The sequence below is a fragment of the Pseudomonas sp. Marseille-QA0892 genome (assembly GCF_054950135.1).
Genome location: NZ_CM143104.1, coordinates 1,562,086 through 1,588,445 on the forward strand (window position 1 = coordinate 1,562,086; position 26,360 = coordinate 1,588,445).

At 60.7% G+C, this 26,360-nt stretch carries 26 protein-coding genes, 1 other RNA gene and 2 pseudogenes; 19 read left to right on the top strand and 10 right to left on the bottom strand.

The features are described 5' to 3' along the window. Position 1 precedes the first annotated feature (1 nt). The gene (locus ACY8D3_RS07185; RefSeq protein ID WP_462382899.1) at positions 2–1,009 is read right to left on the bottom strand and encodes an ABC transporter substrate-binding protein; all 1,008 of its coding nucleotides are present in this window, start codon (positions 1,007–1,009) and stop codon (positions 2–4) included. Next, on the bottom strand, positions 1,006–2,007 hold the full coding sequence (locus ACY8D3_RS07190) for a substrate-binding domain-containing protein (RefSeq protein ID WP_462382901.1): 1,002 nt from the start codon (positions 2,005–2,007) through the stop codon (positions 1,006–1,008). Before ACY8D3_RS07190 ends, ACY8D3_RS07185 begins: the two co-directional genes overlap by 4 nt. Positions 2,008–2,290: 283 nt before the next feature. Here ACY8D3_RS07190 and purE point away from each other — a divergent pair, with 283 nt between their 5' ends. From purE to ACY8D3_RS07225, 7 genes are all read left to right on the top strand, one after another. Further along, entirely contained in the window at positions 2,291–2,782 is a 492-nt protein-coding gene (gene purE / locus ACY8D3_RS07195; protein ID WP_462382903.1) for a 5-(carboxyamino)imidazole ribonucleotide mutase, read from the top strand. A 53-nt stretch (positions 2,783–2,835) separates the two neighbouring features. Then, positions 2,836–3,927, top strand: coding sequence for a 5-(carboxyamino)imidazole ribonucleotide synthase (locus ACY8D3_RS07200; protein WP_462382905.1), 1,092 nt, complete (start codon positions 2,836–2,838; stop codon positions 3,925–3,927). A gap of 65 nt (positions 3,928–3,992) precedes the next feature. Further along, on the top strand, positions 3,993–4,241 hold the full coding sequence (locus ACY8D3_RS07205) for a GlsB/YeaQ/YmgE family stress response membrane protein (RefSeq protein ID WP_462382907.1): 249 nt from the start codon (positions 3,993–3,995) through the stop codon (positions 4,239–4,241). A gap of 50 nt (positions 4,242–4,291) precedes the next feature. Beyond that, positions 4,292–4,822 (top strand): DUF3299 domain-containing protein, encoded by a 531-nt coding sequence (locus ACY8D3_RS07210; RefSeq protein WP_462384284.1) that lies wholly within the window; start codon positions 4,292–4,294, stop codon positions 4,820–4,822. Between the two features lie 23 nt (positions 4,823–4,845). Next, entirely contained in the window at positions 4,846–5,532 is a 687-nt protein-coding gene (locus ACY8D3_RS07215; RefSeq protein WP_462382909.1) for a uracil-DNA glycosylase family protein, read from the top strand. A 94-nt stretch (positions 5,533–5,626) separates the two neighbouring features. Further along, positions 5,627–6,562 (top strand): oxygen-dependent tRNA uridine(34) hydroxylase TrhO, encoded by a 936-nt coding sequence (gene trhO, locus ACY8D3_RS07220; RefSeq protein ID WP_462382911.1) that lies wholly within the window; start codon positions 5,627–5,629, stop codon positions 6,560–6,562. A gap of 11 nt (positions 6,563–6,573) precedes the next feature. After that, positions 6,574–7,209 carry a DsbA family protein gene (locus tag ACY8D3_RS07225; RefSeq protein WP_462382913.1) on the top strand — a complete coding sequence of 212 codons (636 nt, stop codon included), beginning with the start codon at positions 6,574–6,576 and terminating at the stop codon, positions 7,207–7,209. 71 nt (positions 7,210–7,280) lie between these two features. Here ACY8D3_RS07225 and ACY8D3_RS07230 read toward each other — a convergent pair whose 3' ends face one another. Together ACY8D3_RS07230 and ACY8D3_RS07235 are read right to left on the bottom strand one after the other, a co-directional pair. Further along, positions 7,281–8,342, bottom strand: coding sequence for a metal-dependent hydrolase (locus ACY8D3_RS07230; protein ID WP_462382915.1), 1,062 nt, complete (start codon positions 8,340–8,342; stop codon positions 7,281–7,283). 127 nt (positions 8,343–8,469) lie between these two features. Beyond that, a complete protein-coding gene (locus ACY8D3_RS07235) occupies positions 8,470–10,179 on the bottom strand; it encodes an OPT family oligopeptide transporter (protein ID WP_462382917.1) in 1,710 nt (569 codons plus the stop codon). A 199-nt stretch (positions 10,180–10,378) separates the two neighbouring features. On the opposite strand from ACY8D3_RS07235, the gene ffs reads away from it, so the two are divergent. The 3 genes from ffs (at position 10,379) to ACY8D3_RS07250 (ending at position 12,912) form a co-directional block, all read left to right on the top strand. Further along, positions 10,379–10,475, top strand: an RNA gene (gene ffs, locus ACY8D3_RS07240) — signal recognition particle sRNA small type. Between the two features lie 237 nt (positions 10,476–10,712). Then, positions 10,713–11,474, top strand: a complete 762-nt coding sequence (locus ACY8D3_RS07245; RefSeq protein ID WP_462382919.1) for a response regulator — start codon at positions 10,713–10,715, stop codon at positions 11,472–11,474. Beyond that, positions 11,464–12,912, top strand: coding sequence for an ATP-binding protein (locus tag ACY8D3_RS07250; RefSeq protein ID WP_462382921.1), 1,449 nt, complete (start codon positions 11,464–11,466; stop codon positions 12,910–12,912). Before ACY8D3_RS07245 ends, ACY8D3_RS07250 begins: the two co-directional genes overlap by 11 nt. Before the next feature lie 63 nt (positions 12,913–12,975). On the opposite strand, the gene ACY8D3_RS07255 is transcribed toward ACY8D3_RS07250, so the two are convergent. Beyond that, positions 12,976–13,263 carry a hypothetical protein gene (locus tag ACY8D3_RS07255; protein WP_462382923.1) on the bottom strand — a complete coding sequence of 96 codons (288 nt, stop codon included), beginning with the start codon at positions 13,261–13,263 and terminating at the stop codon, positions 12,976–12,978. Positions 13,264–13,416: 153 nt separating this feature from the next. Between ACY8D3_RS07255 and ACY8D3_RS07260 the strand changes: the two genes are divergently transcribed. Continuing rightward, the gene (locus tag ACY8D3_RS07260) at positions 13,417–13,842 is read left to right on the top strand and encodes an N-acetyltransferase (protein ID WP_462382925.1); all 426 of its coding nucleotides are present in this window, start codon (positions 13,417–13,419) and stop codon (positions 13,840–13,842) included. Between the two features lie 57 nt (positions 13,843–13,899). Here ACY8D3_RS07260 and ACY8D3_RS07265 read toward each other — a convergent pair whose 3' ends face one another. Together ACY8D3_RS07265 and ACY8D3_RS07270 are read right to left on the bottom strand one after the other, a co-directional pair. Further along, positions 13,900–14,763, bottom strand: coding sequence for a methyl-accepting chemotaxis protein (locus ACY8D3_RS07265; protein WP_462384286.1), 864 nt, complete (start codon positions 14,761–14,763; stop codon positions 13,900–13,902). Further along, a pseudogene (locus ACY8D3_RS07270) lies at positions 14,755–15,525 on the bottom strand (MCP four helix bundle domain-containing protein); the annotation flags it as partial. The gene ACY8D3_RS07265 and the pseudogene ACY8D3_RS07270, both read right to left, overlap by 9 nt. Before the next feature lie 275 nt (positions 15,526–15,800). On the opposite strand from ACY8D3_RS07270, the gene ACY8D3_RS07275 reads away from it, so the two are divergent. After that, complete coding sequence (locus tag ACY8D3_RS07275; protein WP_462382927.1) at positions 15,801–16,313, top strand: hypothetical protein; 513 nt, start codon at positions 15,801–15,803, stop codon at positions 16,311–16,313. A gap of 12 nt (positions 16,314–16,325) precedes the next feature. On the opposite strand, the gene ACY8D3_RS07280 is transcribed toward ACY8D3_RS07275, so the two are convergent. Beyond that, positions 16,326–17,330, bottom strand: coding sequence for a Rossmann-fold NAD(P)-binding domain-containing protein (locus tag ACY8D3_RS07280; protein ID WP_462382929.1), 1,005 nt, complete (start codon positions 17,328–17,330; stop codon positions 16,326–16,328). 78 nt (positions 17,331–17,408) lie between these two features. Between ACY8D3_RS07280 and ACY8D3_RS07285 the strand changes: the two genes are divergently transcribed. Continuing rightward, complete coding sequence (locus ACY8D3_RS07285; protein ID WP_462382930.1) at positions 17,409–18,044, top strand: TetR/AcrR family transcriptional regulator; 636 nt, start codon at positions 17,409–17,411, stop codon at positions 18,042–18,044. 70 nt (positions 18,045–18,114) lie between these two features. Here the strand turns inward: ACY8D3_RS07285 and ACY8D3_RS07290 are convergent. Continuing rightward, a pseudogene (locus ACY8D3_RS07290) lies at positions 18,115–18,515 on the bottom strand (VOC family protein). A 273-nt stretch (positions 18,516–18,788) separates the two neighbouring features. Beyond that, positions 18,789–19,241, bottom strand: a complete 453-nt coding sequence (locus ACY8D3_RS07295; RefSeq protein ID WP_462382931.1) for a PA2169 family four-helix-bundle protein — start codon at positions 19,239–19,241, stop codon at positions 18,789–18,791. 230 nt (positions 19,242–19,471) lie between these two features. Between ACY8D3_RS07295 and ACY8D3_RS07300 the strand changes: the two genes are divergently transcribed. The 6 genes from ACY8D3_RS07300 (at position 19,472) to ACY8D3_RS07325 (ending at position 26,316) form a co-directional block, all read left to right on the top strand. Beyond that, positions 19,472–20,731, top strand: a complete 1,260-nt coding sequence (locus ACY8D3_RS07300) for an ABC transporter substrate-binding protein (protein WP_462382933.1) — start codon at positions 19,472–19,474, stop codon at positions 20,729–20,731. Between the two features lie 66 nt (positions 20,732–20,797). Next, positions 20,798–21,715 carry a carbohydrate ABC transporter permease gene (locus ACY8D3_RS07305; RefSeq protein WP_462382935.1) on the top strand — a complete coding sequence of 306 codons (918 nt, stop codon included), beginning with the start codon at positions 20,798–20,800 and terminating at the stop codon, positions 21,713–21,715. Next, positions 21,708–22,541, top strand: coding sequence for a carbohydrate ABC transporter permease (locus tag ACY8D3_RS07310; protein ID WP_462382937.1), 834 nt, complete (start codon positions 21,708–21,710; stop codon positions 22,539–22,541). The genes ACY8D3_RS07305 and ACY8D3_RS07310 overlap by 8 nt, the downstream gene beginning before the upstream one ends. A gap of 11 nt (positions 22,542–22,552) precedes the next feature. After that, positions 22,553–23,653, top strand: coding sequence for an ABC transporter ATP-binding protein (locus ACY8D3_RS07315; RefSeq protein ID WP_462382938.1), 1,101 nt, complete (start codon positions 22,553–22,555; stop codon positions 23,651–23,653). Between the two features lie 20 nt (positions 23,654–23,673). Further along, a complete protein-coding gene (locus ACY8D3_RS07320; RefSeq protein ID WP_462382940.1) occupies positions 23,674–24,900 on the top strand; it encodes an AGE family epimerase/isomerase in 1,227 nt (408 codons plus the stop codon). A 60-nt stretch (positions 24,901–24,960) separates the two neighbouring features. Then, complete coding sequence (locus ACY8D3_RS07325; RefSeq protein ID WP_462382942.1) at positions 24,961–26,316, top strand: carbohydrate porin; 1,356 nt, start codon at positions 24,961–24,963, stop codon at positions 26,314–26,316. Positions 26,317–26,360 lie beyond the last annotated feature (44 nt).

Genomic DNA, 26,360 nt, shown 5'->3' on the forward strand with positions numbered 1-26,360 from the left:
CTTAACGAATCTCGGCGAGGTAACGGTCGGCGAACGCCTGTTGCGCGGCCGCCATCTTCGCGTAGTCGACCGGGTTCGCCCGAGCATAGTCCGCTTCAGGAAGGAAGCGTGCGGCGACCTCTTCTGGCAGGGCAATGTCGCGTACAGGCCGGAGATACGCCTTGGCCCATAGCGCCTGCCCTTTATCCGATAGCACATAGTCCAGCACCCGCTTACCGTTCGCGGCGTGTGGCGCTCCCTTAACCAGGCTCATTGTGTAGGGCACGGTGACCGTTCCTTCGGACGGAATCACGAATTCCACGTTTGCCTTGTCGTCATAGCGCGCGCGGTAAGCGTTGAAGTCGTAGTCCACCAGGATTGGAATCTCGCCCGACAGCATTCGGGCGTACGCCGTTTGCTTGGGCACGATCGGATCGTTCGCGGCGAGCTTTTTGAAGAACGCCAGTGCGGGCGAGAAGTCATCAAGCGTGCCGCCCATGGCACCGTTGATGGCGACGGCGCCGACGTAGCCAACGAAGGCGCTCGACGGATCGAGGTAACCGACCATGCCGGCATACTGGGGATCGAGCAGATCGTTCCAGCTCTTGGGCACCGGCTTACCTGCCAGCGCGTCGACGTTCACCATCAGGCCAAGGGTGCCGGAGTGGATCGCGGTCCACTGGCCGGCCGGGTCTTTCAGGCCATCCGGTACCTGATCCCAGTGTGTGGGCTTGTAGGCGTCCAACACCCCCGCCTGTTCCGCCTGGATGCCGAATGAAACGCCGTAATAGACGACGTCAGCGACCGGCGCGTTGCGCTCGGCCACGATCTGCGCGAGGGATTGACCAGAGTTCTTGTTGTCCTGCGGAACCTGGATGCCCGTGTCCTTCCGGATGGCTTCGAGTTGGGCGCCCCAGTTTGCCCATTCGAGCGGGCAGTTGTAGCAGATTGCGGTATCGGCGGCGTGCGCCGTCGAGCTCGCCAACAGCAGAGCCGCCAAGCCCTGTCGTACGCGCGTGAATGTGGTCATGCCGGATTCTCCATGAGCGGTTTCGTGCTTTCGCCTGCTCGCATATGGCACGAGAGACGGTGATGGGTGGGTGCGGCACCGTCGAGCTGTGCCAGCAGTTCGTGAATCAGGGTGTGTCCCAGCGCCTCGATGGGCTGAACCACGGTGCAGAGGGACGGATGCATCTCCTGGCCAATTGCAACGCCGTCGAAACCCACCACTGAAACGTCTTCCGGGACGCGTCGGCCGAGCCGCTGGAGCTGGCCCATGACGCTGATGGCCAGCAGGTCGTTGGTGCAGAGGAGAGCGGTGGGGCCATTTGAGACGATGCGCTCGGCGAGCACCTTCGGGCACGCCTGCGTATGTGCAGGCATCTCTATCGTCGGCATCACGGCGAGCCCGTGGGCCATCATGGCGGCTCGGTAGCCGGCGACACGCTGGCGAGCGCGGTCGGACTGCAATTCAGGGCCCGTCACCATGGCGATGCGCATGTGACCGGCCTGGATCACGAAGCGTGTCGCCATGGCCATGCCGTCATGGTTATCGACGGACACAGCCGCATAAGGACGGCTCGGCTGGTGGTAGGCAAGAACGAAGGGTGTGGACTCTTGTGCGAGCGTTGCCAGGAGTTCGCTGCCATCGGCATCCGCAACGGTGAGCACCAGCCCATCCACCCGTTGGCGCAGAAGGTCCTCCAGCATTTCGCGCTCACGGTCGGCGCAGTAGTCGGTGGTCGCAATCAGCAGGGCGTACCCGCGTTGACGGGCCGCGTGCTCCATCGCATGCAGTTGCTCAGCGAAGACCGGATTGATCAGGCTGGGCAGTATCACGCCGATCAGCCGAGTTGTTTGTTGGCGAAGTTGCTGGGCCAGGCGATTCGGGCGGAAGTTCAGTGCTTCCGCGGCGTCGAGAATGCGATCGAGCGTGCTCTGACGCACGAGCTCCGGCGACGCAAACGCGCGCGCTGCGGTCGCCCTGGAGACGCCTGCTCGTTCTGCAACCTGCTTGATACCGCCCACGTTAGCCTCACTGAGATCGATCTCATTTGTTGCAGGCTAGGTGCGCGGAATGACAACGAGACGACACCCAGATGACAATTCAGTGTCAGGCTTTTGGCGCGTTTGCAGGCGGGTATAGGTCGGCGATCACGGCGGGCTGTGCGACCTTGCGGCTTGGGGTATACTGCCGCGCTTTCCGCCGGCTAGCCCCGGCGGCATTCGCACACAAGCCACGCCCGGTCTTCCGGCGTGGCTTGTTGGTTTATGCCGCGCCACAATGGCGCCCGAAGCGAGAGGCAAGACGATGAGCGCACTGGTAGGCGTGATCATGGGGTCCAAGTCGGACTGGAGCACCCTGAGCCACACGGCGGACATGCTGGAAAAGCTCGGCATTCCCCATGAAGTGAAGGTGGTGTCCGCGCACCGCACCCCGGACCTCCTGTTCCAGTACGCCGAAGAGGCGGAAGGGCGGGGCATTGAAGTCATCATCGCCGGTGCCGGCGGCGCGGCTCATCTGCCCGGCATGTGCGCCGCCAAGACGCATCTGCCCGTGCTCGGTGTGCCCGTACAATCCTCGATGCTGTCAGGTGTCGACTCGCTCCTGTCCATCGTGCAGATGCCAGCGGGTATACCGGTGGCAACCCTGGCAATTGGCAAGGCGGGCGCTGTCAACGCTGCACTGCTCGCGGCGAGCATCATCGGCCACGGCCACCCGGAATTCCACGACGCTCTGAAGCGCTACCGCAACGAGCAGACGCAGACTGTTCTGGAAAATCCCGACCCTCGCGACGTTTGAGCCTGGCCGGCCATGAGTGGCCGCCTGAAGAACACTTTGGAGAACGCATTGACATGAAGATCGGTGTCATCGGTGGAGGCCAACTGGGCCGCATGCTTGCATTGGCGGGGACGCCGCTGGGCATGGACTTCGCATTCCTCGACCCGGCGACGGACGCCTGCGCACGTGCGCTGGGTGATCATCGTGTCGGGGATTACACCGATCAGACCGCACTGCGCCAGCTTGCCGATGACGTTGACTTGGTGACGTTCGAGTTCGAAAGCGTGCCGGCAGAAACGGTGGAATTCCTGTCTCAGTTCGTTCCGGTTTATCCAGGCGCCGAATCGCTTCGAATCGCTCGGGATCGCTGGTTCGAGAAGTCCATGTTCAAAGACCTGGGTATTCCGACGCCTGCCTTTGCCGACATTCAATCCCAGGCTGACCTCGATGTGGCCGCGGCGAGTATCGGCCTGCCCGCCGTGATGAAGACCCGTACCCTGGGCTATGACGGTAAGGGCCAAAAGGTGCTGCGCCGCCAGAGCGACGTCGCGGGCGCCTTTGCCGAGCTGGGCAACGTTCCATGCATCCTTGAAGGGTTTGTCCCGTTCACAGGTGAGGTTTCATTGATTGCCGTTCGAGCACGTGACGGTGAGACGCGCTTCTACCCACTTGTTCACAACACCCATGCCGATGGCATCCTTCGTCTGTCTGTCGCGAGCACGAATCATCCGCTGCAGAAAATGGCCGAAGACTATGTCGGGCGTGTGCTGGAAAAGCTCGACTACGTCGGCGTCCTGGCATTTGAGTTCTTCGAAGTAGACGGCGGCCTGAAGGCCAACGAAATCGCGCCCCGAGTACACAACTCCGGGCATTGGACGATCGAAGGCGCGGAATGCAGTCAGTTCGAGAATCATCTTCGTGCGGTGGCAGGGCTACCGCTGGGTTCTACCTCCAAGGTTGGCGAAAGCGCGATGGTCAATTTCATCGGTGAAGTGCCGCCTGTTGGCGAGGTACTCGCGCTGGACGGCTGTCACCTGCACCACTATGGCAAAGCCTTCAAGGCTGGCCGCAAGGTAGGTCACGCGACCCTTCGCTGCGGCGAGAGCGCTAGCCTGCAGGCGGGCCTTGAGCCACTGCAGGCACTCGCAGCCGACTCGCATCGCTGAACCCCTGGAGGCCTCCGACTGTCCGAATGCATGAGTTCGCCGCATTCGCTATCAGGAGGCTTCACATGGGCATCATCGGTACCATCATCATCGGATTTCTCGTCGGGCTGGTTGCTCGCTTTCTAAAGCCGGGTGATGACAGCATGGGCTGGATCATGACGATCCTGCTAGGTATCGGCGGCTCGCTGCTGGCAACCTACGGCGGGCAGGCAGTCGGCTTCTACCGTGCAGGCGAGGCTGCGGGTTTCATCGGGGCGGTGGTTGGCGCGATCATCCTGCTGGTACTTTGGGGTATGATCAGCAAGCGTCGCTGATCCGCTCGGGCCGCCTCGGGCGGCCCGTTTCCCTTTACGTGTCCTCGATCATGCGTTTTCTTCCCGCTCTCGCTCTACTTCTCGTTCTCCCACTCGCTCACGCCGCCCCGCCTGAACTCGACTGGCTCGACATGATGCCACCCGAGGACCTCAAGGCGCTGGAAGATATGCCTGAAATCGACCACAGCACGCCAGAGGGCGCCGGTTTCAGCGATCAAGGCGGTCTCAAGCAAAGCCCCAACTTGCCTGCGGTTATGTATTCGGCGAAAACCGTTCCCGAGCTGGATGGCCGCAAGGTGCGTCTGGGCGGCTATCCAGTCCCCTTGGATGCAACCGAAGCCGGCACTTATGACGCGTTCTTCCTCGTTCCGTACCCGGGGGCCTGTATCCACGTGCCACCTCCGCCGCCCAATCAAATCGTGGTCGTTCGCTTCCCGAAGGGATTCAAGGTCACCGACATCTACGCACCTATTTGGGTGGATGGCACCCTTAAGATCGAGAAAACCAACAGTGACCTCGCCGATGCGGCCTATGTGATCGATGCCGACGGCGTGAAAGAGGTCGAGGAGAGCGACTTCTGACGGCACCCATTACCCGGCAGCGCTTGCCACCATCGACGCTCGAGGCGTTCCGAGCCCTGGCCCGGGAGACACCGGGGATCGATACGGATGTGTACGAGCGTTTCGGAAAGGGTCCGCTCGACCCTATCGTCGGGTTGGGTGAGCCCGGTGCGCCGCTTGCCTTTCTCGGGCGCGACCCCGGCCGCGATGAGGTACGCCATGGCGAACCCTTCATTGGTGGAGGCGGGCAGATCGTCCGCCGGGTGCTCTATCAACACTTCCACGGCGAGCCGATGCCGGATTTCGAAGCGTCGCGCCTCGTTGGCAAGCCGTTCTTCTGGATGAACACCGTGCCGTACAAGCCCATCGGCAACAAGGCGTGGTCGATGAAGGTGAAGCGGCGTTTCCATCCGTTGATGCGCGAGTTGCTGCTAACGCGCTGGAACGGGCGCGACATCATCACGCTGGGGCGCGAAGCGTTCCTTTGGTTCGGTATCGATCAGGCAAGGGATTTGCGCGAGGCACTCGAAGCGTTCTGGCATAACGAAGCGCGCTTTACCCAGGCTATCGAAGTGCCGCTGACGCTGCCGTCTGGGCCGTCCCGGACATTCCGTCTTCATCCGCTACCGCATCCATCGCCACTGAACCAGACCTGGTTCAAGCGCTTCCCTGATCTGCTTGCGAGCCGGCTCACTCAGCTGAAGATCGGGCAGCACGGCTCGCAAGCCTGAAGGCAGGGCGTTAAGATACGCGCCGCCGAAAACCATCGGCATCCTGACACGACCCGGTCCGCCCTTTGCGAGGGCGACCACTGAGGAGTTTTTCATGAGTCAATCGATCGTCGTCGCGGCGATGTACAAATTCGTCTCGCTTCCGGACTTCACCGAGCTACGCCAGCCGCTGCTCGATACCATGTTGGTGAATGGTGTCAAAGGCACGTTGCTGCTGGCCGAGGAAGGCATCAACGGCACCGTTTCCGGTACAAGAGAGGGCATCGATGGGCTACTGGCCTGGCTGCGTAGCGACCAACGCCTGGTGGACATCGACCACAAGGAATCCTACTGCGACGAGCAGCCGTTCTATCGCACCAAGGTCAAGCTGAAGAAGGAAATCGTTACGCTCGGCGTTCCCGGCGTGGACCCGAATCAGCGCGTCGGCACCTATGTTGATCCAAAGGATTGGAACGCATTGCTGGACGATCCTGAGGTGGTGCTGATCGACACGCGCAACGACTATGAGGTTGCGATCGGTACGTTCGACGGCGCTGTCGACCCGAAGACCAAGTCCTTCCGCGAGTTTCCCGAATACGTCCGCGCCAACTACGACCCCGCGCGCCACAAGAAAGTCGCCATGTTCTGCACCGGCGGCATCCGCTGCGAGAAGGCGTCGAGCTTTATGCTCAATGAGGGGTTCGAAGAGGTCTACCACCTCAAGGGCGGTATCCTGAAGTATCTGGAAGAAGTGCCCGAAGCCGAAACCAAGTGGAAAGGCGACTGCTTTGTCTTCGATAACCGCGTCACGGTTCGCCACGACTTGAGTGAGGGTGAGTACGATCAGTGCCATGCTTGCCGTGCGCCCGTTTCGGACGCCGACCGTCAGTCCGAGCATTATGTGGCTGGAATCAGCTGCCCGCATTGCTGGGATTCGCTTCCGGAAAAGACCCGCGCTAGTGCCCGTGAGCGGCAGAAGCAGATCGAACTCGCGCGTGAGCGTAACCAGCCACACCCCATCGGACATAACCCCCGACAGCACGCGGGATAGGAGCGACCTCGATGAACGCCCGCCTGATTTATGTGATGGACCCGATGTGCTCCTGGTGCTGGGGGTTTGCGCCGGTAGCCGATGCGCTAGCGGCCCAGGCAGCAGAATACGGTGTCTCGCTGCATCTCGTGGCGGGCGGGCTGCGCAGTGAGCGTTCACCCATCGAGCCGGCTGACCGGGAGCGCTATCTGGGCTACTGGCGCGCCGTGCAGGAGCGGACCGGGCAGACTTTCGATGTAGAAGCCGGCCTGCCCCAGGGCATGGCATACGATACGGAGCCGGCATGCCGCCTACTGGTCACTGCGCGTAAGCTCGACGCGGCGCGGGCATGGGCCTTGGTCAAACGCGTCCAACGGGCATTTTACGTGGGAGGTCAGGACACAAGCGCGTCCGGTATCCTTCTGGGGCTTGCTGAAGCCGAAGGGTATGAGAGCGGTGCGTTCGCTTCCCATTTTGACAGTGATGCGGCACGTGAGCGCACGCGTCTGGACTTCGCCTGGGCGCGTCAGCTCGGCATCTCCGGGTTTCCCACCATGCTCGCTGAGCGCAATGGCCAACTGGCCCTGTTGACCAACGGGTATCAGCCAAGCGAGCAGCTGTCGCCGCTCCTGGGCCGCTGGCTGGAGCACGGCGCCAGCCTGGCCTAGCGGACGGCGGTATCGCTCGATCGCGCTATTACGACGAAGTCGCGAGCCGCCGGTTTGCGGCTTCGCGCGTCTTAGCTGTCCTGTTCAGCCATCACTCCACCCGCCATCGGCGCAGCCCAGCGCTGCAGGGGTAGCTCGGGCGATTGCGACCAGATCCGCTGCCAGATAAGGCGCAGCTGTTCCGCACCCCCACGATAGGTGGGTTCCCGTTCGACATGATCGATCATTTGCCAATGTCCGGCAGCGTCACGCTGTGCCATTGGAAAACGGAACGGATGGTAACCCGTCATTCCCAGGCGAAGGTCGGTCACCAGGAGGCGACCGTCCACTTCGTCGTAGCGAAGAATATTGGACGTGAACCAGGCCAGCCGGTGCCACTGGGGTGATGCCTCCAGTGCGGGACGGAGTTCCTCGCCGCTTGGCAGCGTTTGCAGAATTGGTGGCTCGCTGTCGAACCAGCTCACCATGCTCTCGTGATAGCGGTCGCCGTCCATCACCGTCACGCGCCACAGAAGCGTATTGAGTGGCGTCGGCGTGCTGAAAATGGCTTCAGGCTGGATGCCGTTAGCCTGCAGCTGCTGCTCTACGCGGCTTTCGGCCATCCATTTGCCGCTAACCGAGAATGCGAGGTAGAGCGTCGACACGGCGAGTGCAGCCACTGGCAGCTTGGGTGTCTTGTCCTTCAAACCCAAGGCCAACCCCAGGATCACCGCAAGCAGTAACGGAACGGTATAGAGCGGGTCGATGATGAATATCGTGGACCAGGCAACCGGTGGCGGTGTGAAAGGCCAGAAGAGCTGTGTCCCGTAGCTGGTAAACGCATCGAGCAACGGGTGCGTAACCAGCACCAGCCACAGTGTGATTAAGAGTCTCCCTGCGGAATAGCCCGGATGGGGCCTGAGGCGTAGCAATGCCGCCAGCGCGATCGCCAGCACACTCAGTACGAAAAGCGAATGGCTGAAACCTCGGTGGTACGTCATCTCTGCGACGGCATCGCCGTAGTCGATGAACACATCCAGATCAGGGACCGAGGCCAGCACTGCGCCGTAGAGCAAGGCTTTGCGGCCCTGCCAGCGGCCTAATAACGCGCCCTGGATCGTGGCACCGAGTACAGCCTGCGTGATCGAATCCATCGTGACCTCAGCGGGGAAAAGCGCAATACGTTAGCGAAGCGGCATAAGCCCGGAAACGACGAATGTCGAACAACGTTTTACGAAGTCGCCGGTGCCGTACCGTGCCGCTTTCAGACGCGTCCCTGGGTCAGCCGGTTCCGCTGAGCATCATCCAGAACGATGTACCCACGCCAACAATGCTTTCGCCAGCAACGAGGCCCGCTGCCGCGGCGATAACGAAACGCTCGGCAAGCGTGGGAGCGGCACGCGCGCACAGCCACGCCAGCCCTGCGCCAAAGGCCATCATGAGGGAAATCGATGCAGGAATAATGAAGGCGAGTCCGAAGGCCGCTGCGCTGGGTAGCCAGCGGGCCAGCCGAGCAGAGTGGTCTGCGCGGACCTCCAGTAAACCCAGGACGAGTCCGGCCAGGCTGCCGGCCAACATGGCCCACCGAACGCTCGTATCGATCGCCGCCAAGCCGCCTGAGAGCACTTCTGCAACGGCCTTCCAGGTTGCGACTGCCGGCGCAGGCCACTCCGGCGTGATCAACAGGGCCTGGGGATCTGGTATCAATGCCCGATAAGCCATGACCCCAACAAGGCTGCCGATCACTATCCCCGTGCACTGAGCAACGAGCTGGCGGGCAGGGGTGGCTCCAATCAAGTGGCCTACGCGGAAATCATTGAGCAGATCGGTACATTGGCCGGCAGCGCCGCCGGCCGTATTGGCGCTCATCAGATTGACCGTCATCTGGCCGGGTGCGATGAGGCCGAACGTCAATTGCGACAGTTGGCCTGTTGCGCCTATGGGAGGAATGCCGGTGGTGCCGACGACCCGGGCGGCCATGCAGGCCAGCGCAATGGCCAGCGGCAAGCTCAGTATGGCCATGAACAGCGAGATACCGAACAGCGTCACCTGCAACAGGATCACCAGTCCGGAAGCAAGCAACAGCATGACGAGTGGGATGCGGCGAGGTGTGTTTGCCGTGCTGGTCTTCTTGCGGAGGTGGCGACTACGCCATTGGCGTAACGCGAGTGATACGAGCGTGGCACAAACCAGCAGGCTGACGCCTGGCCATAGGAGCCATTCTACAAGCGTGCCGAATTGAGGTCCCTCGGCCTCGGCTGGCAGTGTCACAAGCCCCGCGCCCAATAGCCATGGCGCGACGCCACCCCAGGCGATTGCCGCGCCCAGCAGTAGCGAGAGACCGACACGTATCCCGATGATGCCGCCGAAGCCGACAAGCAGGGGTGAAGGATCCAATGTAAACGTAAGGCGCTCCAATGCCGCGTTCGGTGCCCAGCGTGGAATCGGGCCCGCCAACAGGTCGATAGCCTTTATCGATCCGGCCAGTGCCGCCGCCGCTCCCAGTGCATACAGCCGGTGCAGTGCTTCGCGCCCCTGGTTGTAGACCTGTTGCATGGTCTCAAGCGTTGCTACCGCCTCGGGAAAACGCAGTCGCTCGTCAGGAATCAGGGTATCCCTGAGATACCAGGCGACCCAGACTCCAAGGAAACTAACGGCGAATACCCAGGCCATCATCGGCGCCGTACCGATCGTGTCGCCCGTGATGAGTGTATAGGCCGGAATGGGTGCTACCAGGCCACCTGCCACGATCGACGCAGCCGAGGAGGTGGCCGTCTGATTGATATTGCTTTCATGCAGGCTCCAGGGCGCTGCCCGCCGTACGCGCGTCACGGACTGCCAAATGCCGTAGCCGAGCAGCAGCGCGATGATCGACATGTTGAATGACCAGCCGATCTTTAGGCCGGCATAAACATTGGAAGGCGTAAGTAGGGCGCCGAGCACCACGCCGGTGCCCAACGCGCGGACAGTCAATTCTCGTTGGGGCTGCATGCTTGTTCGCTGGTCGGTTTGAAGGTCCGACCGACCCGGGTGCGCACGGTTCATCCCGCATTCCTGTTCACTTGGTTGCAGCCAGTAACTATAGACAGGGAACGTCATTGGCCTTTATTGGCACTGGCGCCTTGTAAGTTGCGAATCAGACGGTACAATGGCGCCGCTCGCCGCAAGGGCGGGTTTGTTATGGTGGCCCTGCCGGTCCCCTCGCAATGATCAGCCGTGAACCCGGTCAGGCCTGGAAGGGAGCAGCCGCAGCGGTGACATCGTGTGCCGGGGTGTGGCTGGTAGGGCCGCCACCCAATCTTCGCTTTCTCCCCAGTCCTTCCTGTCCCTGACGGTTTACGTCCAAGTTCGCATGCGCATGCTCTTTCGGTACGTGTGCCTGATCGTGGGATCTTATATTCCCTGAATGCGTACGCCGCTCTTCGGTCTGATGCCCGCTGACTGGATGCAATGCGCCGGTAGGCCCATACTGCATCAGGCATGCAGCAGTGCGTCATCAGAACAAGAACAAAAAAGGGGTTGGGATGAGCCAGTGTGGTAAATCCGTTCTTCTGGTCGATGACGATCAGGAAATACGTGAGCTGCTCGAGGTCTATCTGACGCGAGCCGGCTTCCAGGTGCGCAGCGCACCGGAGGGTGACGCGTTCAAGCAGGCGCTCGAGGCATGCAGTGCGGACCTCATTATCCTGGACGTCATGCTTCCGGGGGACGATGGCTTCAGCCTTTGTCGCTGGGTTCGTGCCCATGAGCGCTACGCGGCGATTCCTGTGATCATGCTGACAGCCAGCTCCGATGAAGCCGATCGGGTCATCGGCCTCGAGTTGGGCGCTGATGACTACCTTGGCAAGCCCTTCAGCCCACGAGAGCTCCTGGCCCGGATCAAGGCGCTGCTCAGGCGCGCCGGCTTCGCCGAGCAACGGACTGCCGGGCAACGAGTCGTTGAACATCGCATCAGTCGCACCCTCGAGTTCGGTGAATGGCGACTGGATACGGTGAGCCATCGGCTTTTCCATGTTGATGGCGAAGAGGTCCTGCTGTCCGGCGCCGACTTCACGCTACTCAAGCTCTTTCTGGATCACCCCCAGCGGGTACTCGACCGCGACACCATCGCCAACGCGACCCGCGGCAGGGACGTCCTGCCGCTGGACCGTATTGTCGACATGGCTGTAAGCCGCCTCCGGCAACGCCTGAGGGACACCGGCCGCCCGGCCCGGCTCATACGCACCGTGCGGGGAAGCGGTTATCTACTGGCAGCCGAGGTATCAGGCCTCGCCGATGTCGGTTAGCCGGGTTTTGCAGCGGCTGGTTCCGCGCTCTCTCCTCGCACGGATGTTGTTGCTGACGCTATTGGCCGTGCTGTTGGCGCAAGGCGCTTCGGCGCTGTTCTGGGCGTCGAGCCTGCGTTCCAGCCGAAATGAAGGCCTCCTCAGCGCCGCCCACAACCTGGGTTACTCTATTGCGGCCAGTGTTCGATATTTCAGTCTGCTACCGCCCGGATACCGCCCGCTGGTGTTGGAACAACTGCGCAATATGGGGGGGACGCGCTTTCTGGTGAGCCTCAATGAACGTCGCCTGGAAATGCGTTCATTGCCGGATACGCCCGGTCGGCGCGCGGTGCTTAGCAGCGTGCGCGCGGTGCTGAGAGAGCGGCTCGGCCCCAATGTCCCGCTGGAGGTAGAGTTCGTTGGGCCGGACGAGCTTCGGCTGTTCAATGGCGCGCTGGCTCTCAGCGACCTGCCGCGCTCCTGGGCACATTATGTGCTTAGCTTCGAGCCGCTCGACCCGCCTGTGCTAGTTGCACAAATACGGATTGCCGAAGGGGAGTGGGTCTACATCGCGACCCTGATGCCGGCGCCGTACTACACGCTTGATGAGCCCTGGATCCCCGCTCAGCAGCTGTTTTTCATCCTGTTCAGCAGCGCGTTTCTGCTGCTGTTCATCGGCCTGTTGATCCGTTGGCAGAGTCGTCCGCTCAAGCGCCTGGCAAAGGCCGCTCGCGAGCTCTCTCTGGAAGTGCATACGCCACCGGTGCCTGAAGAAGGCGCGCAGGAAATACGTGAGGTCACGCGTGGATTCAATGCCATGCGTGAGCGCATCGCCCGATACCTGGATGAGCGCGCGCAATTGTTCAGCGCGATTTCCCATGATCTGCGGACACCGATCACTCGGCTCAGGTTACGCGCGGAATTGATCGACGATGAGCATGTGCAGGCCAAACTGAATCGCGACCTGGATGAACTGGACATTCTCGTCCGCGGGGCACTGCAGTGCGTGAAGGACACCGATATCCATGAGAACGTTGAGCCGGTCGATGTTCAGGCGCTCCTGGAACAGCTCGTCGACCCCTACCAGCAGGAGCGGCCACCTCGCGCTACTCTTCATGGCCGTGCGAACGCACCCGTCCTGGGCAAACCGCTGGCGCTGAAGCGCTGCATCGGCAATCTGCTGGACAACGCGCTCAAATATGGCGGCAGGGCACACGTAAGTGTCGAAGACGGTGTACGCGAACTCGTGTTGCATGTGGACGACGAAGGGCCCGGTGTACCCGAGCAGGATCTCGAACAGGTCTTCCAGCCGCATGTTCGTCTTGCTTCACAGCGAAACGGCTATGGGTTAGGTCTGGGGATCGCCCGCAATCTCGCGCATGCGCATGGCGGTGAAGTCGAGCTGAGAAATAGGAGAGAAGGTGGCTTGAGGGCAACGCTTACGCTGCCGAGGGGCTGACGTCACGCTGTGGAGGTGAGCGTAGATCGAGGTGGGCTATTCGCTCCACCTCGATTCGTTGGATCAGTTCTTCTGTACAGTCCCCGCACCGGAAGGGGAATCGCCAACGCTAGGCGCGACGCCTTCTTCGCCTTGCGGTCTTGGATTGTTCGCGTCTGCCGGAATGTCCGCCGAGTTGTTGCTGGGTGCACCCTGGTTACTGGACTCCTCACGCGGTGCGGGCGCCGGCGATGGGCCCGGGTCAGCGGGTTGCCCGTCACGGTTGGTGCCTCGTGGCCCATGATCGCCCGAGTCGCAGGCGGCCAGCGGAAGCGCCAGGATCAAAGGAATCAGCAATGCTGCTATACGCATGGTTCGGTCCTCTAGGAAGCGCACGAACGAACGTCGTACGGCTTGTGGTTTCTCTCTGAAATGGACCGCCCGACGCCAGGGAAAGTGCCAGCCTCATGAGGATGCTGCACGTTTTGGTACAGTACCGGTCCACAACAATGGATCGAGACTGGCATGGTTCGCGATTTCGAAACCACTGACATGGACGCGGTACTGCGCATCTGGCTGGACGCTTCCCTCCATGCACACCCCTTCGTAAGACCGCAGTTTTGGCAGGATCAAGTCGCGAACATGCGGGAGTGCTATATCCCAGACAGCCATACCCGTGTTGTCGAGCACGAGAATAGCTGTGCCGGGTTTTCATGTGTCCACGGGGTTACGCTGGCAGCGCTATTCGTCGCACCTGTCCATCAGGGCAAAGGGCTGGGTGCCCTATTGATGGCAGACGCAAAACGAGAGCGTAATTCACTCGAGCTGGCCGTTTACGTCCAGAACAAGCGTGCTGTCGAATTCTATGAGCAGCAAGGATTTCGTGCCCTGCAACAAAGAGTCGACCAGCACATCGGCGAAGCTGAATGGATAATGCGTTGGGATCGCTGACGCAATCGCACAGTGGAGTGGCCTACGTCCGGGCGGCTCCGGACGTAGGTGACGCGTTTAGACCTTGAAGCGACCAACCAACCGGTTGAGGTCGCTGGCCAGACGTGAGAGCTCGTGGCTGGATGCGCTGGTCTGATGAGCGCCGGTAGCCGACTGGACTGACAGGTCGCGAATATTCACGAGGTTGCGGTCGACCTCACGCGCAACCTGAGCCTGCTCTTCTGCCGCACTCGCGATAACCAGATTACGCTCGTACATCTCGCTGATGCTGTTCGTAATTTGTTCGAGTGCGCTACCTGCGCTCTGCGCAAGAGACTGCGTTTCACGGGCGCGCGCGTTGCTCGACTGCATCGACGTCAGTGCCTGGCTGACGCCCGTGCGCATGTTGCCCACCATCTGTTCGATTTCCTGCGTCGAGTTTTGCGTGCGGTGTGCCAAGGCACGTACCTCATCGGCAACTACGGCGAAGCCACGGCCTGATTCGCCGGCACGCGCTGCCTCAATCGCGGCATTGAGCGCGAGCAGGTTGGTTTGTTCGGCAATCGCACGGATAACGTCCAGCACCTTGCCAATCTCTTGCGATTGCCCAGCGACTTGTTCGACCAGTGATGAGGTCGTCTCGACATCGGAAGAGAGGCTGCCAATCGCTGCGATGGTCTCAGATACGCGGTGCTGGCCCAGTTGCGCCGACTGGCTGGAAGCCTTCGAAGCCTCCGATGTCGACACCGCGTTGCGTGCGACCTCGTCGACGGCGGCGCTCATCTCGTTCACGGCGGTCGCCGCCTGTTCGATTTCGTCGTTCTGCTGTTGAAGCCCACGGCCTGCCTCTTCGGTTACCGCGTTGAGCTCTTCAGCCGCCGCGGCAAGCTGCGTGGACGATCCGGAGATCTCACTCAGGGTCTCACGAAGACGCCGCTGCATCTGGGACAAGGCCTCCTGCAACTGTGTAACTTCGTCACGGCCCTGTACGTCGATGCGCTGGGTGAGGTCGCCCTTAGCGACATGTTGAGCTGATTTCACTGCGCCGCGAAGCGGCACCACAATGCTCCGCGTGATCAACCAGGCCAGCAAAATGGTAAGGATGGCGGCCAGCGCTATCACGAGGCTCACCACGAACTGCGACCGGGAATATTGCAGAGCCGAGGCAGCACCTTCCTGCTCGATACCTTTCTCGTAGATTTCGCCCAGAGAGGCGAGCTGTGCCCCGGTGCCATCAACGACCGGTTTCATGTCGATGAGTAAGAGTTTGTTCAAGGCCTCGCTTTCGCTGTTCCGCGCGAGGACGAATGAGTCCGACATGCCTTTCTGGTATGCCGCGAAATCACGCTGGAACTGCTCGTACAGTTTTTTTTCTTCCGGCGTGTCGATGTATCCCTCGAAGTCCGTGATGTTCTGCATCAGGGCCTTGTGACGGGTCTCGTATTGTTTGACATACGTTTCGACGTTCTTCGGATCGGGGTCGAGCGCAACGCGCAGGGAAATCGTGCGGATGCGCAACATGTTTTCCCGGATCGTGCTGACTAGCCGGATGCGAGGCACCCAATCCGTCTCGATAACGACAGCGCGTTCACGGATGTTGGACATCGTGGATAGTGAGAAGAGACCGAGGAACGCGACCATGAGCGCGATCAGCGCGAATCCAAACGCGGCGCGTGGGGCGACCTTCCAATTGCGTAAGTGCATAGCGACCTCTGAAGTCTGGCAGGTTAGAGTTGTAGTTGTATGACGACTTATCGGCAGCGCCCGGTCGGCCTTTAATGCGTGCGGAAAAACAAGCGACGGTAAGCACCGGCACGGGCGCTGAAGGAGGGCGCAGGGAGGCGGTGACGTTAAACCGACCGGCTCTAGCTGAATGATGGGACGACAACCGGGGTCAACACTTTAGGCGCGGCAGGGCTCCCTGCCATGACGTTATTCATGCATCCGCGCAAAAGTGGAGCAGCGTACTGGGAGGCAACATGACTCAACGGCTAGAGCTTGGATACGGGACGGACGTGTTCGTGTCGGGCGGTTTCAAGATCTGCATTCGACAAGTGCAGGATGGCGCGGCGCAAACGCTCATATTTGACGACGACCAGATAGACGTGTTGGTTGAAGCGCTTTACAAAGCCCGCGAGCTTTCCAGGAGCGATCGTGAATCCGATGTGGAGCACGGCGAACCGGCGGATAGCCTCTCTCCCAGGCCTGATGGAGAGCGTGCATATTTCGAGGTGCCGGAGATCTCGCTGGAAGACGCACCGCTTCGGATCCCACACAAGTTCACATTTCCGCTTGGCCCGCACACGCTATTCGTGCATGTACTTGGCGTCGGCACCGATCATGTACCGCCCCGCTGGGCAACGGCGATCGAAATGTTGCGCGACGGTGAGATCACCTTGCCGGTCACCCGCATCAATGATGAGTTGTATGACGATCTGGACGAGGCACGCGATGCCGGCGTCGCTGAGGCGAAGCGCCGGCTGAAAGCATGAGGGTTGGCCGGGTCAGGTATCCAGCTCGATTAGCTGACCGCCGTTATGCCTGAGGCGGTCCAGGTAATCCTCTGGGCTAAGTAGCTGATAGGGAAAATACAGCCCAGGTGCCGGCTTTGGTGCGCCATCGAGGCCAAGCAACCGCTCGGTCAGCATCGATACGCCGGTGCTTGTCACCTTGCGCTGGCCGTCGGGGTGAATGATCGCATGGCGCGTGGAGCGACGCTCCCCGTTCCGACCGATCCCGGACAGTTCGATGATGATTTCAGTTGAGGGCGGTTCGCCTTTGCGCCGACTGGACGTTACGGCCGTTGCGAGGTTGAACTCGATATTGGTCGCGTTCGTGGCCGCCGCGAGGCTGGGCACGTCGTAGGCCGAAAAAGGTGCTGCTTCGACTTGTGTGCCGTCGACCGCGCGGAAGAGGGGTGTAGGTTCGTCCGTTGTACGCCAGTAGAATCCACCGTTTCGGCGTGCCATTGCGACGGGCAGAACCTCGGCGAGCCGCCCGAGATCTTCGTAGGTGGCGGGGCCGCTCGTATCGTCCTCGTCAATGAGCGCGCCTACTCGAATGTCTGTCAGGCGTCCGAAAGCCTTCGCAAGTTGCAGGATTGGCAATGTTGTCGCGCCCACGAGCCACTCCGTGCCAAGCACCACAGGCGCCGCTTCCCGATCATTCAGGTAGGTGGCGACCTCAAGCGACATTTCCTGAACCGCCGAAGAAAAGCTGAGATACGGCACCTTCCGGGACAGGGCATAACGCAGCGAAGTCATGCGCTGGTCCATGAGAAACACCACCACGGCACCAACGACACGTTCACCCAGTCCAAGGTCTTCAGCCGTTAGGTCTATACGTACGGCCTCGGCGTTGCCGATGGCCTGCGCGGCCTGGTGGGCCTTTTCGACATCTCGCCCACCGATCAAAAGCGGAAGTGCCGGGTGACGTGCTCGGAGGTACTCCGCAGTCTGGCGGCCGATGACGCCTGAACCGCCAACGAGTAGAACAGGATTCGATACCATGACGTGTCTCCTCGATAGATGATGACCTACTAAAAGTAGGTTGTGGTAAGGCTAAGTTACTAAAGGTAGGTTGTGCAAATGGGAGCCGACGAAGTGGATACCTGCGAACGGGGCGGCGAGCCCGCGCGAAAGCGCCTCACCCGCGAGGAGCGCCGTTTCCAGCTACTCGAAACGGCACGCTTGATCGTTCGGGAAGAGGGCGCGGATGGGCTCACGCTTGGGCGACTTGCCGCACGAGCGGGCGTCTCAAAGCCAGTCGCCTACGATCACTTCGAGACACGCTCGGGTCTGTTGATAGCGCTGTATCGGTGGCTCGATACGGAGTTGATCGACGCGTTTGGCGCGGCGCTGGCAGCCAGTGGCGCCGGCCGTGATGAAACCATCGAGGTCCTGGCATCTGCCTACATACGCTGCGCGAGTAACACGGAAGGTGATTTCCATGCCGTGGGGGCTGCGCTGGCTGGCAGCGAAGAGAAGGCGGCCGTTTTGCAAGAGCTGCTCGATAACTGCGCCCAGATGTTCCTGAACGTGCTGCAGCCGCACTGCGATGTACCTCGCACAGAACTGGAGCGCCGTTGCGTCGGTCTGGTAGGCGCGGCCGAAGGATTGTCGGCTGCCAAGATCCGAGGCCGCGTGACAGAAGCGGAGGCCATCGAAGCGTTCATTCCGCTTGTCTATGGGGCGCTGGTCAATGGTGAACGTTCCGCTAAATAGCGGCTTCGCTTAGCGCCGCCAACTCCTCCATTTGAGGGGGTGCGGCATATCGTGCGAGTGCTTTATTCCTTTATAGCAAGTCGTTCGCATGGACGAAGCATAGCTTGTTGCCTTCCGGGTCACGGCAATAAGCGCCGTAGTAGTCAGGTGCATAATGGGGGCGTAAGCCGGGCGCGCCCTCATCAAGACCACCTGCGGCCAGTGCGGCTTTCCACGCAGCGTTGACATGTTCCTGAGAAGGCGCGGCAAAGCTCACCTGTGTTCCGTTAACGGGGCTGGCTGGGCGCCGTTGAATGGGCGCTGGACATAGAACTGCGGCCATCTTGCCGCTGGCATTTGCCAGCCTGCCCCCTCGGGGCTCCGTCGCCATGTTCGTCCGCCATTCGGATCAGGCCAAGCAGGTAGCACGGCTTCGTAAAATGCGATCATTCCCGGGAGGTCGCGGGCGCCTATCTGGATGTGACTGAACATGCTGTCTGCTCGTTGTGTGTACCTGGAAAGACCCCGGCCTCCGCAGCAGAACGCAGGCCGCGTCGTGCACATTGGCCCAGCGAAGAGCCAGGTGGAGTGGCTCGCGTGGCGCTGGAAGCACTGACCAAATAGACCTGAAGTTACGCGATCACCAACCAACGTCCGTGTGGACAGTGTTTCTATCGTCACACAGTGGACCTTAGGGTCTGCGACGGTAGGGCTGCACATAGCAAAAGGGCCCGCATGAGCGAGCCCTTTTCGATCAGCCACCGATCAGGAGCGTGCACGCTCGGCATCGCGCAGCGCTTTGACCTGGTCATGGTTGCGTTGAACGCCCTGAAGCTGGCGCTCAATGACGGTGCGGACGTCCGCAGGCAGGTCTTTCTGGACCGCTTCCTTGTATGCCTTGAGCGCAACATCTTCACCGCGCTCGCATTCGTTCAGGATCGCTTCGTCGCTTTTACCGGTGATCGAGGATTTGATGTCGACCCATTTACGGTGCAGCGCACCGGAAACACTGGATGACTGCTCAGGATCACCGCCGAGCTGCTTGACCATCTGCTGGAGTTCGGTGGCGGCGGTGCTGCAGTCCTGAGCGCGGGCCATCATGGTGCTCTTCAGCTCAGGATTCTTCAGGTCATCGGCGCATTCCGAGAAGCCTTTGTGCCCGTCGAGGCAGGTTTCAATCAGGTCATTCAGTACGGAAATGGTTGCTTTGTTATCCACGAGCGTATCTCCAGGCAGCAATGAAAAAAGCCTCGCCATTCAACATGACGAACCTGTAAGAGCTGACCTGCTGCTGCTCCGCTTCGTTCACGGCGAAAGCCGAGCGGTGCACCTGTAGCCGCATCGAATGTCACGAGCCCGTGACAATTCACTTGCCTTTCGTTACTTACGCGCTTCTCCTCCCCGCTAGACTCCTCAGCAGTCGAATACAACAAAAAGGACAGCTTTCGATGAACGCCATGAACCGTCTCACGCTCGCCGTTTCCCTGTCCTGTGCCGCTATCGCCGCACCCATTGCCCATGCGGGAGAAGTCGAAGTCCTGCACTGGTGGACATCCGGCGGCGAAGCCCGCGCGGTCGATACGCTCAAGCAGATGATGCAGAAGCAAGGCGATACCTGGAAGGACTTTGCTGTTGCAGGCGGCGCGGGTGAAGCCGCCATGACAGTGCTCAAGACGCGCGCGGTATCAGGTAACCCACCGTCCGCGGCGCAGCTCAAGGGGCCTGACATTCAGGAATGGGCGGAGATGGGCTTTCTCGCTGATCTGAATGATGTGGCGAAAGAGGATGGCTGGGACGATTTCCTACCTTCGCGTGTCACACAAACGATGCAAAATCAGGGCGATTATGTAGCCGTACCGGCGGGTATCCACCGGATCAACTGGCTCTGGGTCAATCCTGAGGTCTTCAAGAAGGCGGGCGCTTCCGTACCGACCACGCTCGACGAATTCTTCGCCGCCGCCGACAAGCTGAAGGCAGCGGGCGTCGTACCCATTGCCCACGGTGGGCAAAACTGGCAGGACGGTACGATCTTCGAAACCCTTGTCATGGCCATCATGGGGCCGGAAGGCTACGACAAAGTCTTTGTAGAAACGGACGAAGACACGATTCGTAGCGACCAGATGGTAAAGGTCTTCGAGACCTTCAAGCGTATCAAGGGCTATGTCGACCCGGACGCAGCGGGCCGTGACTGGAACCTGGCTACCTCGATGGTGATAGAGGGTAAGGCCGGCATGCAGATCATGGGCGACTGGGCCAAGGCCGAGTTCGCCGCAGCCGGCAAGACGCCAGGTGTCGACTACCAGTGTGTCGTATTCCCAGGGACCCAGGGCGACTTCATCTACAACATCGACTCGCTGACAATGTTCCGTATCAAGAACGAGGCGAACCAGGCCGCGCAGATGAACCTCGTGAGAACGGTCATCGACAAGCCGTTCCAGGAAGTCTTCAATCTCAACAAGGGTTCCATTCCGGTTCGCACGGACATCTCGCTCGACAAGTTCGACGACTGCGCGAAGCAGTCCTCGAAGGACTTCCAGGCGGCAGACAAGGCCGGTCGAGCAGAGCCAAGCATGGCGCATAGCATGGCCAACACCAGCTATATCCAGGGTGCGATCTTCGATGTCGTGACGAACTTCTTCAACGACGCGAACGCTGATCCGAAGAAAGCGACCGAGCAACTCGTCGCAGCGATCAAGTCCGCCCAGTAATCCAACCTGAACGCCGAGGGTATGACGCCTGTCGTGCCCTGCGGTGGCCTGCGCCTGGAGGTTCCAATGGAGCGCACTTTGTCCGATGCGAGCGTGGCGACGCCGAGCCTGGGTGACCGCATCCAGCGCTGGCTGCCCAAGCTGGTGCTCGCGCCGACTGCCCTGGTGATGGTGGTGTGCCTGTACGGCTACATGCTCTGGACGGCAGTGCTGTCCTTCACCAATTCGCGGTTCATGCCGGTGTACAACTTTGCCGGGCTGGCTCAATACGAGCGCTTGATGGATAACGACCGCTGGCTCGTCGCCTGCAAAAACCTGGCGATCTTTGGTGGGTTGTTCATTGGTACGTGCTTGGTCATCGGGGTTTTCTTCGCAATCTTGCTGGACCAACGCATCCGCCGTGAAGGGTTCATTCGCACGATCTACCTGTACCCAATGGCGCTCTCGATGATCGTTACCGGGACTGCCTGGAAATGGTTGCTCAACCCAGGACTGGGGCTAGACAAGCTCCTTCGCGACTGGGGCTGGGAGGGCTTTCGTTTCGATTGGCTGGTCGACCCCGACCGGGCGATCTATTGCCTTGTACTTGCCGCGATCTGGCAAGCATCGGGCTTCGTCATGGCGTTGTTTCTCGCAGGACTCCGGGGCGTCGACAACTCGATCATTCGCGCGGCGCAGGTCGATGGCGCAAGCCTGCCCACCATCTATTGGCGAATCGTCTTGCCGAGCCTGCGGCCAGTGTTCTTTAGCGCCGTCATGATCCTTGCGCATATCGCGATCAAGAGCTTCGACCTCGTCATGGCGATGACCGCAGGCGGGCCTGGCTACGCCACGGATCTGCCAGCCGTCTTCATGTATCAGCACACGTTCACGCGCGGTCAGATGGGCCTTGGTTCGGCAAGTGCCGTTCTGATGTTGGGCGCGGTGATGGCGGTGCTGGTGCCGTACCTGTATTCGGAGCTGCGGAGCAAGCGTTATGACTGAATCGCACAAGCGCTTCCATCGCCTGGTCATCTACTCACTGCTGTTACTGGCCTGTGCGGTCTACCTCGTGCCGCTCATTGTCATGCTGCTTACCAGCTTCAAGACGCCCGATGATGTGCGTGCGAGCAACCTGCTGACCTTTCCGGCCCAATGGACGGTGGTGGGTTGGCTCAAGGCCTGGGACACGGTAAACGGCTACTTCTGGAACTCGATCATGATCACGGTACCCGCCGTGGTGATCTCGACGTTTATCGGGGCCATGAACGGCTACGTACTATCGAAGTGGTCGTTCAGGGGATCGAATCTGCTGTTCAGCCTGTTGCTGTTCGGCTGCTTCATTCCGTTTCAGGTCATCTTGCTGCCGATGTCGTTCACCCTGGGCAAGCTGGGGCTGGCGAACACCACGACGGGGCTCGTGATCGTCCACGTCATATACGGCCTGGCCTTTACCACGCTGTTCTTCCGCAATTACTACGTGGGCATCCCGGATGCGCTGGTGAAAGCCGCGCGGCTCGATGGGGCAGGGTTCTTTACGATCTTTTTTCGCATCCTGATGCCCATGTCCACGCCCATTTTTATGGTGAGCCTGATCTGGCAGTTCACCCAGGTCTGGAATGACTTCCTGTTCGGCATCGTGTTCGCCAGTGGCGAGGCGCAGCCCATCACTGTTGCGCTGAACAACCTCGTGAACACCAGTACCGGTGCGAAGGAATACAACGTGGACATGGCGGCGGCGATGATCGCCGCGCTGCCGACGCTGCTCGTCTACATCTTTGCAGGCAAGTATTTCATCCGGGGCCTGACCTCGGGCGTAGTCAAGGGATAGGGTTAAAAACGATGTCTGGACTCGAACTCAGGGGTGTGCGCAAGACCTACGGCAACGCGAGCCAGGAGGCGCTCAAAGGCATCGACCTGGCGGTTGATGAGGGCCAGTTCCTGATCCTCGTCGGGCCGTCGGGGTGCGGCAAGTCCACGTTGATGAACGCCATCGCCGGGTTGGAAGGTATAACAGGTGGCTCGATCCATATCGACGGGGTCGACGTCACGAACGTAGAACCCAAGGACCGGGACATTGCGATGGTGTTTCAGTCCTACGCGCTCTATCCGACCATGACGGTGCGCGAGAACATCGCCTTCGGCTTGAAGATCCGCAAAACGCCACCGTCGGACATCGAGACTGAAGTAGACCGCGTTGCCAAGCTCCTGCAGATCGAGGCGCTGTTGCATCGCAAGCCTGCGCAACTCTCCGGCGGCCAGCAGCAGCGTGTTGCAATGGGCCGTGCGCTGGCACGCCGTCCGCGGTTGTACCTGTTCGATGAGCCGCTATCGAACCTCGACGCCAAGCTGCGTGTGGAAATGCGCACCGAGATCAAGCTCATGCACCAGCGGCTGCAAACGACCACGGTCTATGTGACGCATGATCAGATCGAGGCGATGACCCTGGGCGATCGCGTTGCTGTGATGAAGGACGGTGAGGTGCACCAATTCGGGACACCCGCTGAGATCTACAACAACCCCTGCAATCGGTTCGTGGCGAGCTTCATCGGCTCACCGCCCATGAACTTCATTCCGGCGAAGGTGCAGCAGGGCCGCGATTGTGCGGTGGTTCACGTGCAAGGCGATCGCGGCGATGCGCACGTGTCAGCGCCTGGGCTGGATCCAGCGTGGATCGGCCGCGAGGTGATCCTGGGCATTCGCCCCGAGCAGATCAGCGTCCTGCCACAGGGGGCCTCGACTGCGGACGGCGTACCGACGGAGGTCATGGTGGTCGAACCTACCGGTCCAGACACATTGCTTTATGCCGAGTGGAATGGAATCAAGGTGTGCTGTCGCGTGTCCCCTGATGATGCGCCGCGTGTGGGAACGTCATCGGTCTGGGCGATCGATGCGCGGCGCGCCGTGTTTTTCGACCCTGACTCCGGCCAGCGACTGGCATGAACGCCAGAGCGGCACTTCGTATGACCGAGGTAGCAATGGACTTTCCTGACTTTCGTTCTCGCGACACGCTGCTCGCCCACATTCGCCATACCATGGACTTCTATCATCCGCGTTGCATCGATGATTGTGGTGGGTTCTTTCACTTCTTCAAGGACGACGGCACCGTCTTTGACCGGGACACCCGGCACCTCGTATCCAGCACCCGGTTCATCTACAACTACGCGACGGCCTATCGGCGCTTCGGAGAGCCTGAGTATCTGAAAGGGGTGCGGCACGGTCTGGCTTATCTTCGGAACCGTCATATTCAACCCAACGGCGGCTATGCCTGGCTGATCCAGGGCGCGAACGTCGAAGACGCCACCAACCATGCCTATGGGCTGGCGTTCGTCATGCTCGCCTACGCACATGGCCTGATGGCAGGTGTAACCGAGGCGCGGCTCTGGCTCGATGAGATATGGGAGACGCTGGAGAACCGATTCTGGTTCGCGGCAGACGGACTGTATGCCGACGAAGCCGACGGGCAATGGCAGGCCGTCTCCCCATACCGCGGGCAGAACGCGAACATGCATCTCTGCGAAGCGCTCCTGGCCGCCTATCAGGCGACGTGGGAGCCTCGTTACATGGACCGAGCGGAGCAGCTCGCGCATAACATGACCATGCGCCAGGCAAAGCTGACGGTTGGCAAGTGCAAGGCAACGGAAGGCGTCCCGCACGGCCTCGTTTGGGAGCACTACCACACCAACTGGTCGATCGACTGGGACTACAACCGCGACGATCCTGCGAACCTTTTCCGCCCCTGGGGCTTCCAACCCGGTCACCAGATCGAGTGGGCCAAGCTTCTATTGATCATCGAACGTCACCGACCGGCCCCCTGGCTAGCCCCGCGAGCGCGAGCGCTTTTTGACGCCGCCTGGCGCCTGGCCTGGGATGAGCAACATGGCGGACTCCACTACGGCATCGCACCGGATGGCAGCACTTGCGATGCAGACAAGTATTTCTGGGTGCAGGCCGAAGCGATCGCTGCGTCGGCGCTCCTCGCAACCCGCACCCGAGATGCGGGTTACTGGAGCCGCTATGACGAACTTTGGCGCTATTGCTGGGAGCACTTCGTCGACCATGAGCATGGCGCCTGGTGGCGCATCCTTGATGGGCAGAATCGCAAGTACTCCGACGAGAAGAGTCCGGCCGGCAAGGTCGACTACCACACCATGGGGGCATGCCACGAAGTCCTTGAGGTCCTGCAGTGATGACCTTGAGTGGCGCTCGGTTTGGTTCCTGTTTTCAACAATAACCAGAGGGACGCAATAATGGATTTCATGAGTTTCCTGGCGTCAGGGCGGCGAGTAACGCTGCCGGCGCTTTCCCTGATCGGCGCGGGAGCGCTCAACGGCGCTTATGCGGCGGACGCCTTCGATCCGCAAGCCGGTGGCATGACGGGCGACTGGGGCGGCCTGCGCACCGAGTGGCTGGAGAAGGGATATGACGTGAAGCTCGAATACGTCGGGGAGGGCGCCAGCAATTTGCGAGGGGGCTATGACGACGACCGAACCGCACGCTGGACGTCGCAGTACATGTTCGGTCTGCAGGTTGACCTGAACAAGGTGCTGGGCTGGCAGGACTCTGTCTTCAAGGTGGCGATTACCGAGCGCGACGGCCGTAATATCACCAACGACCGCATCACCGATCCGCGCGTCGGCGGTTATTCCTCTGCCCAGGAAGTGTGGGGCCGAGGCCAGACCTGGCGGCTGACGCAACTCTGGTTGAGCAAGGGCTTCTTCGACGGCAACCTCGACATCAAGGCTGGCCGTTATGGCATTGGCGAGGACTTCAACTCGTTCGAGTGTGACTTCCAGAACCTTGCCTTCTGCGGGTCGCAGGTCGGCAACTGGGAGAACACCTGGTACAACTGGCCGATCAGCCAGTGGGCGCTTCGCGTGAAGTACAACCTGACGCCAGAGCTGTTCGTGCAGATCGGTGCATTCGAGCAGAACCCTTCACTGCTGGAAACGGGTAACGGCTTCAAGCTCAACGGTAGCGGCACCAAGGGTGCGGTGATTCCGGTCGAGCTGGTCTGGACGCCGCAGGTGAATGGGTTGCCTGGCGAGTATCGCGTCGGCTACTACCGCAGCACTGCCAACGCGGACGACGTTTATGAAGACGCGGCTGGCAACTCCGCGGCGCTGACGGGTGAGGCCTATGATCGCCATAACAGTAAGCATGGCTATTGGGTCGTGGCCAAGCAGCAGCTGACCAGCCACAACGGCGATGCCTCTCGCGGGCTTTCCGTCTTTGCCAACGTGACGGTGCATGACAAGGACACCAACAAGGTGGCCAATTACGTGCAGGCTGGCCTTGTCTACAAGGGGCCTTTCGATGCACGTCCGCAGGACGACATCGGCCTGGGTGTGGCGCGCATCAAGACCAACGGCGACTTCCGCGACAACCAGCGCGTACTCAATGGCGTGGCGGGTGCGACGGCCTATGATGACCCTGCCTTCACACCGCTGCAGTACAGCGAGTACAACGCCGAGCTGTATTACGGCGTGCATGTCACCAACTGGCTGACCGTTCGACCCAACCTGCAGTACATCCGCCATCCAGGTGGGGTTCGTGAAGTCGACAACGCGCTTGTCGGCGGTCTGAAGGTGCTAGCGACCTTCTGACGCGATGGCCCCGTATCACGGCGGTGATGCGGGGCATTCCGCGA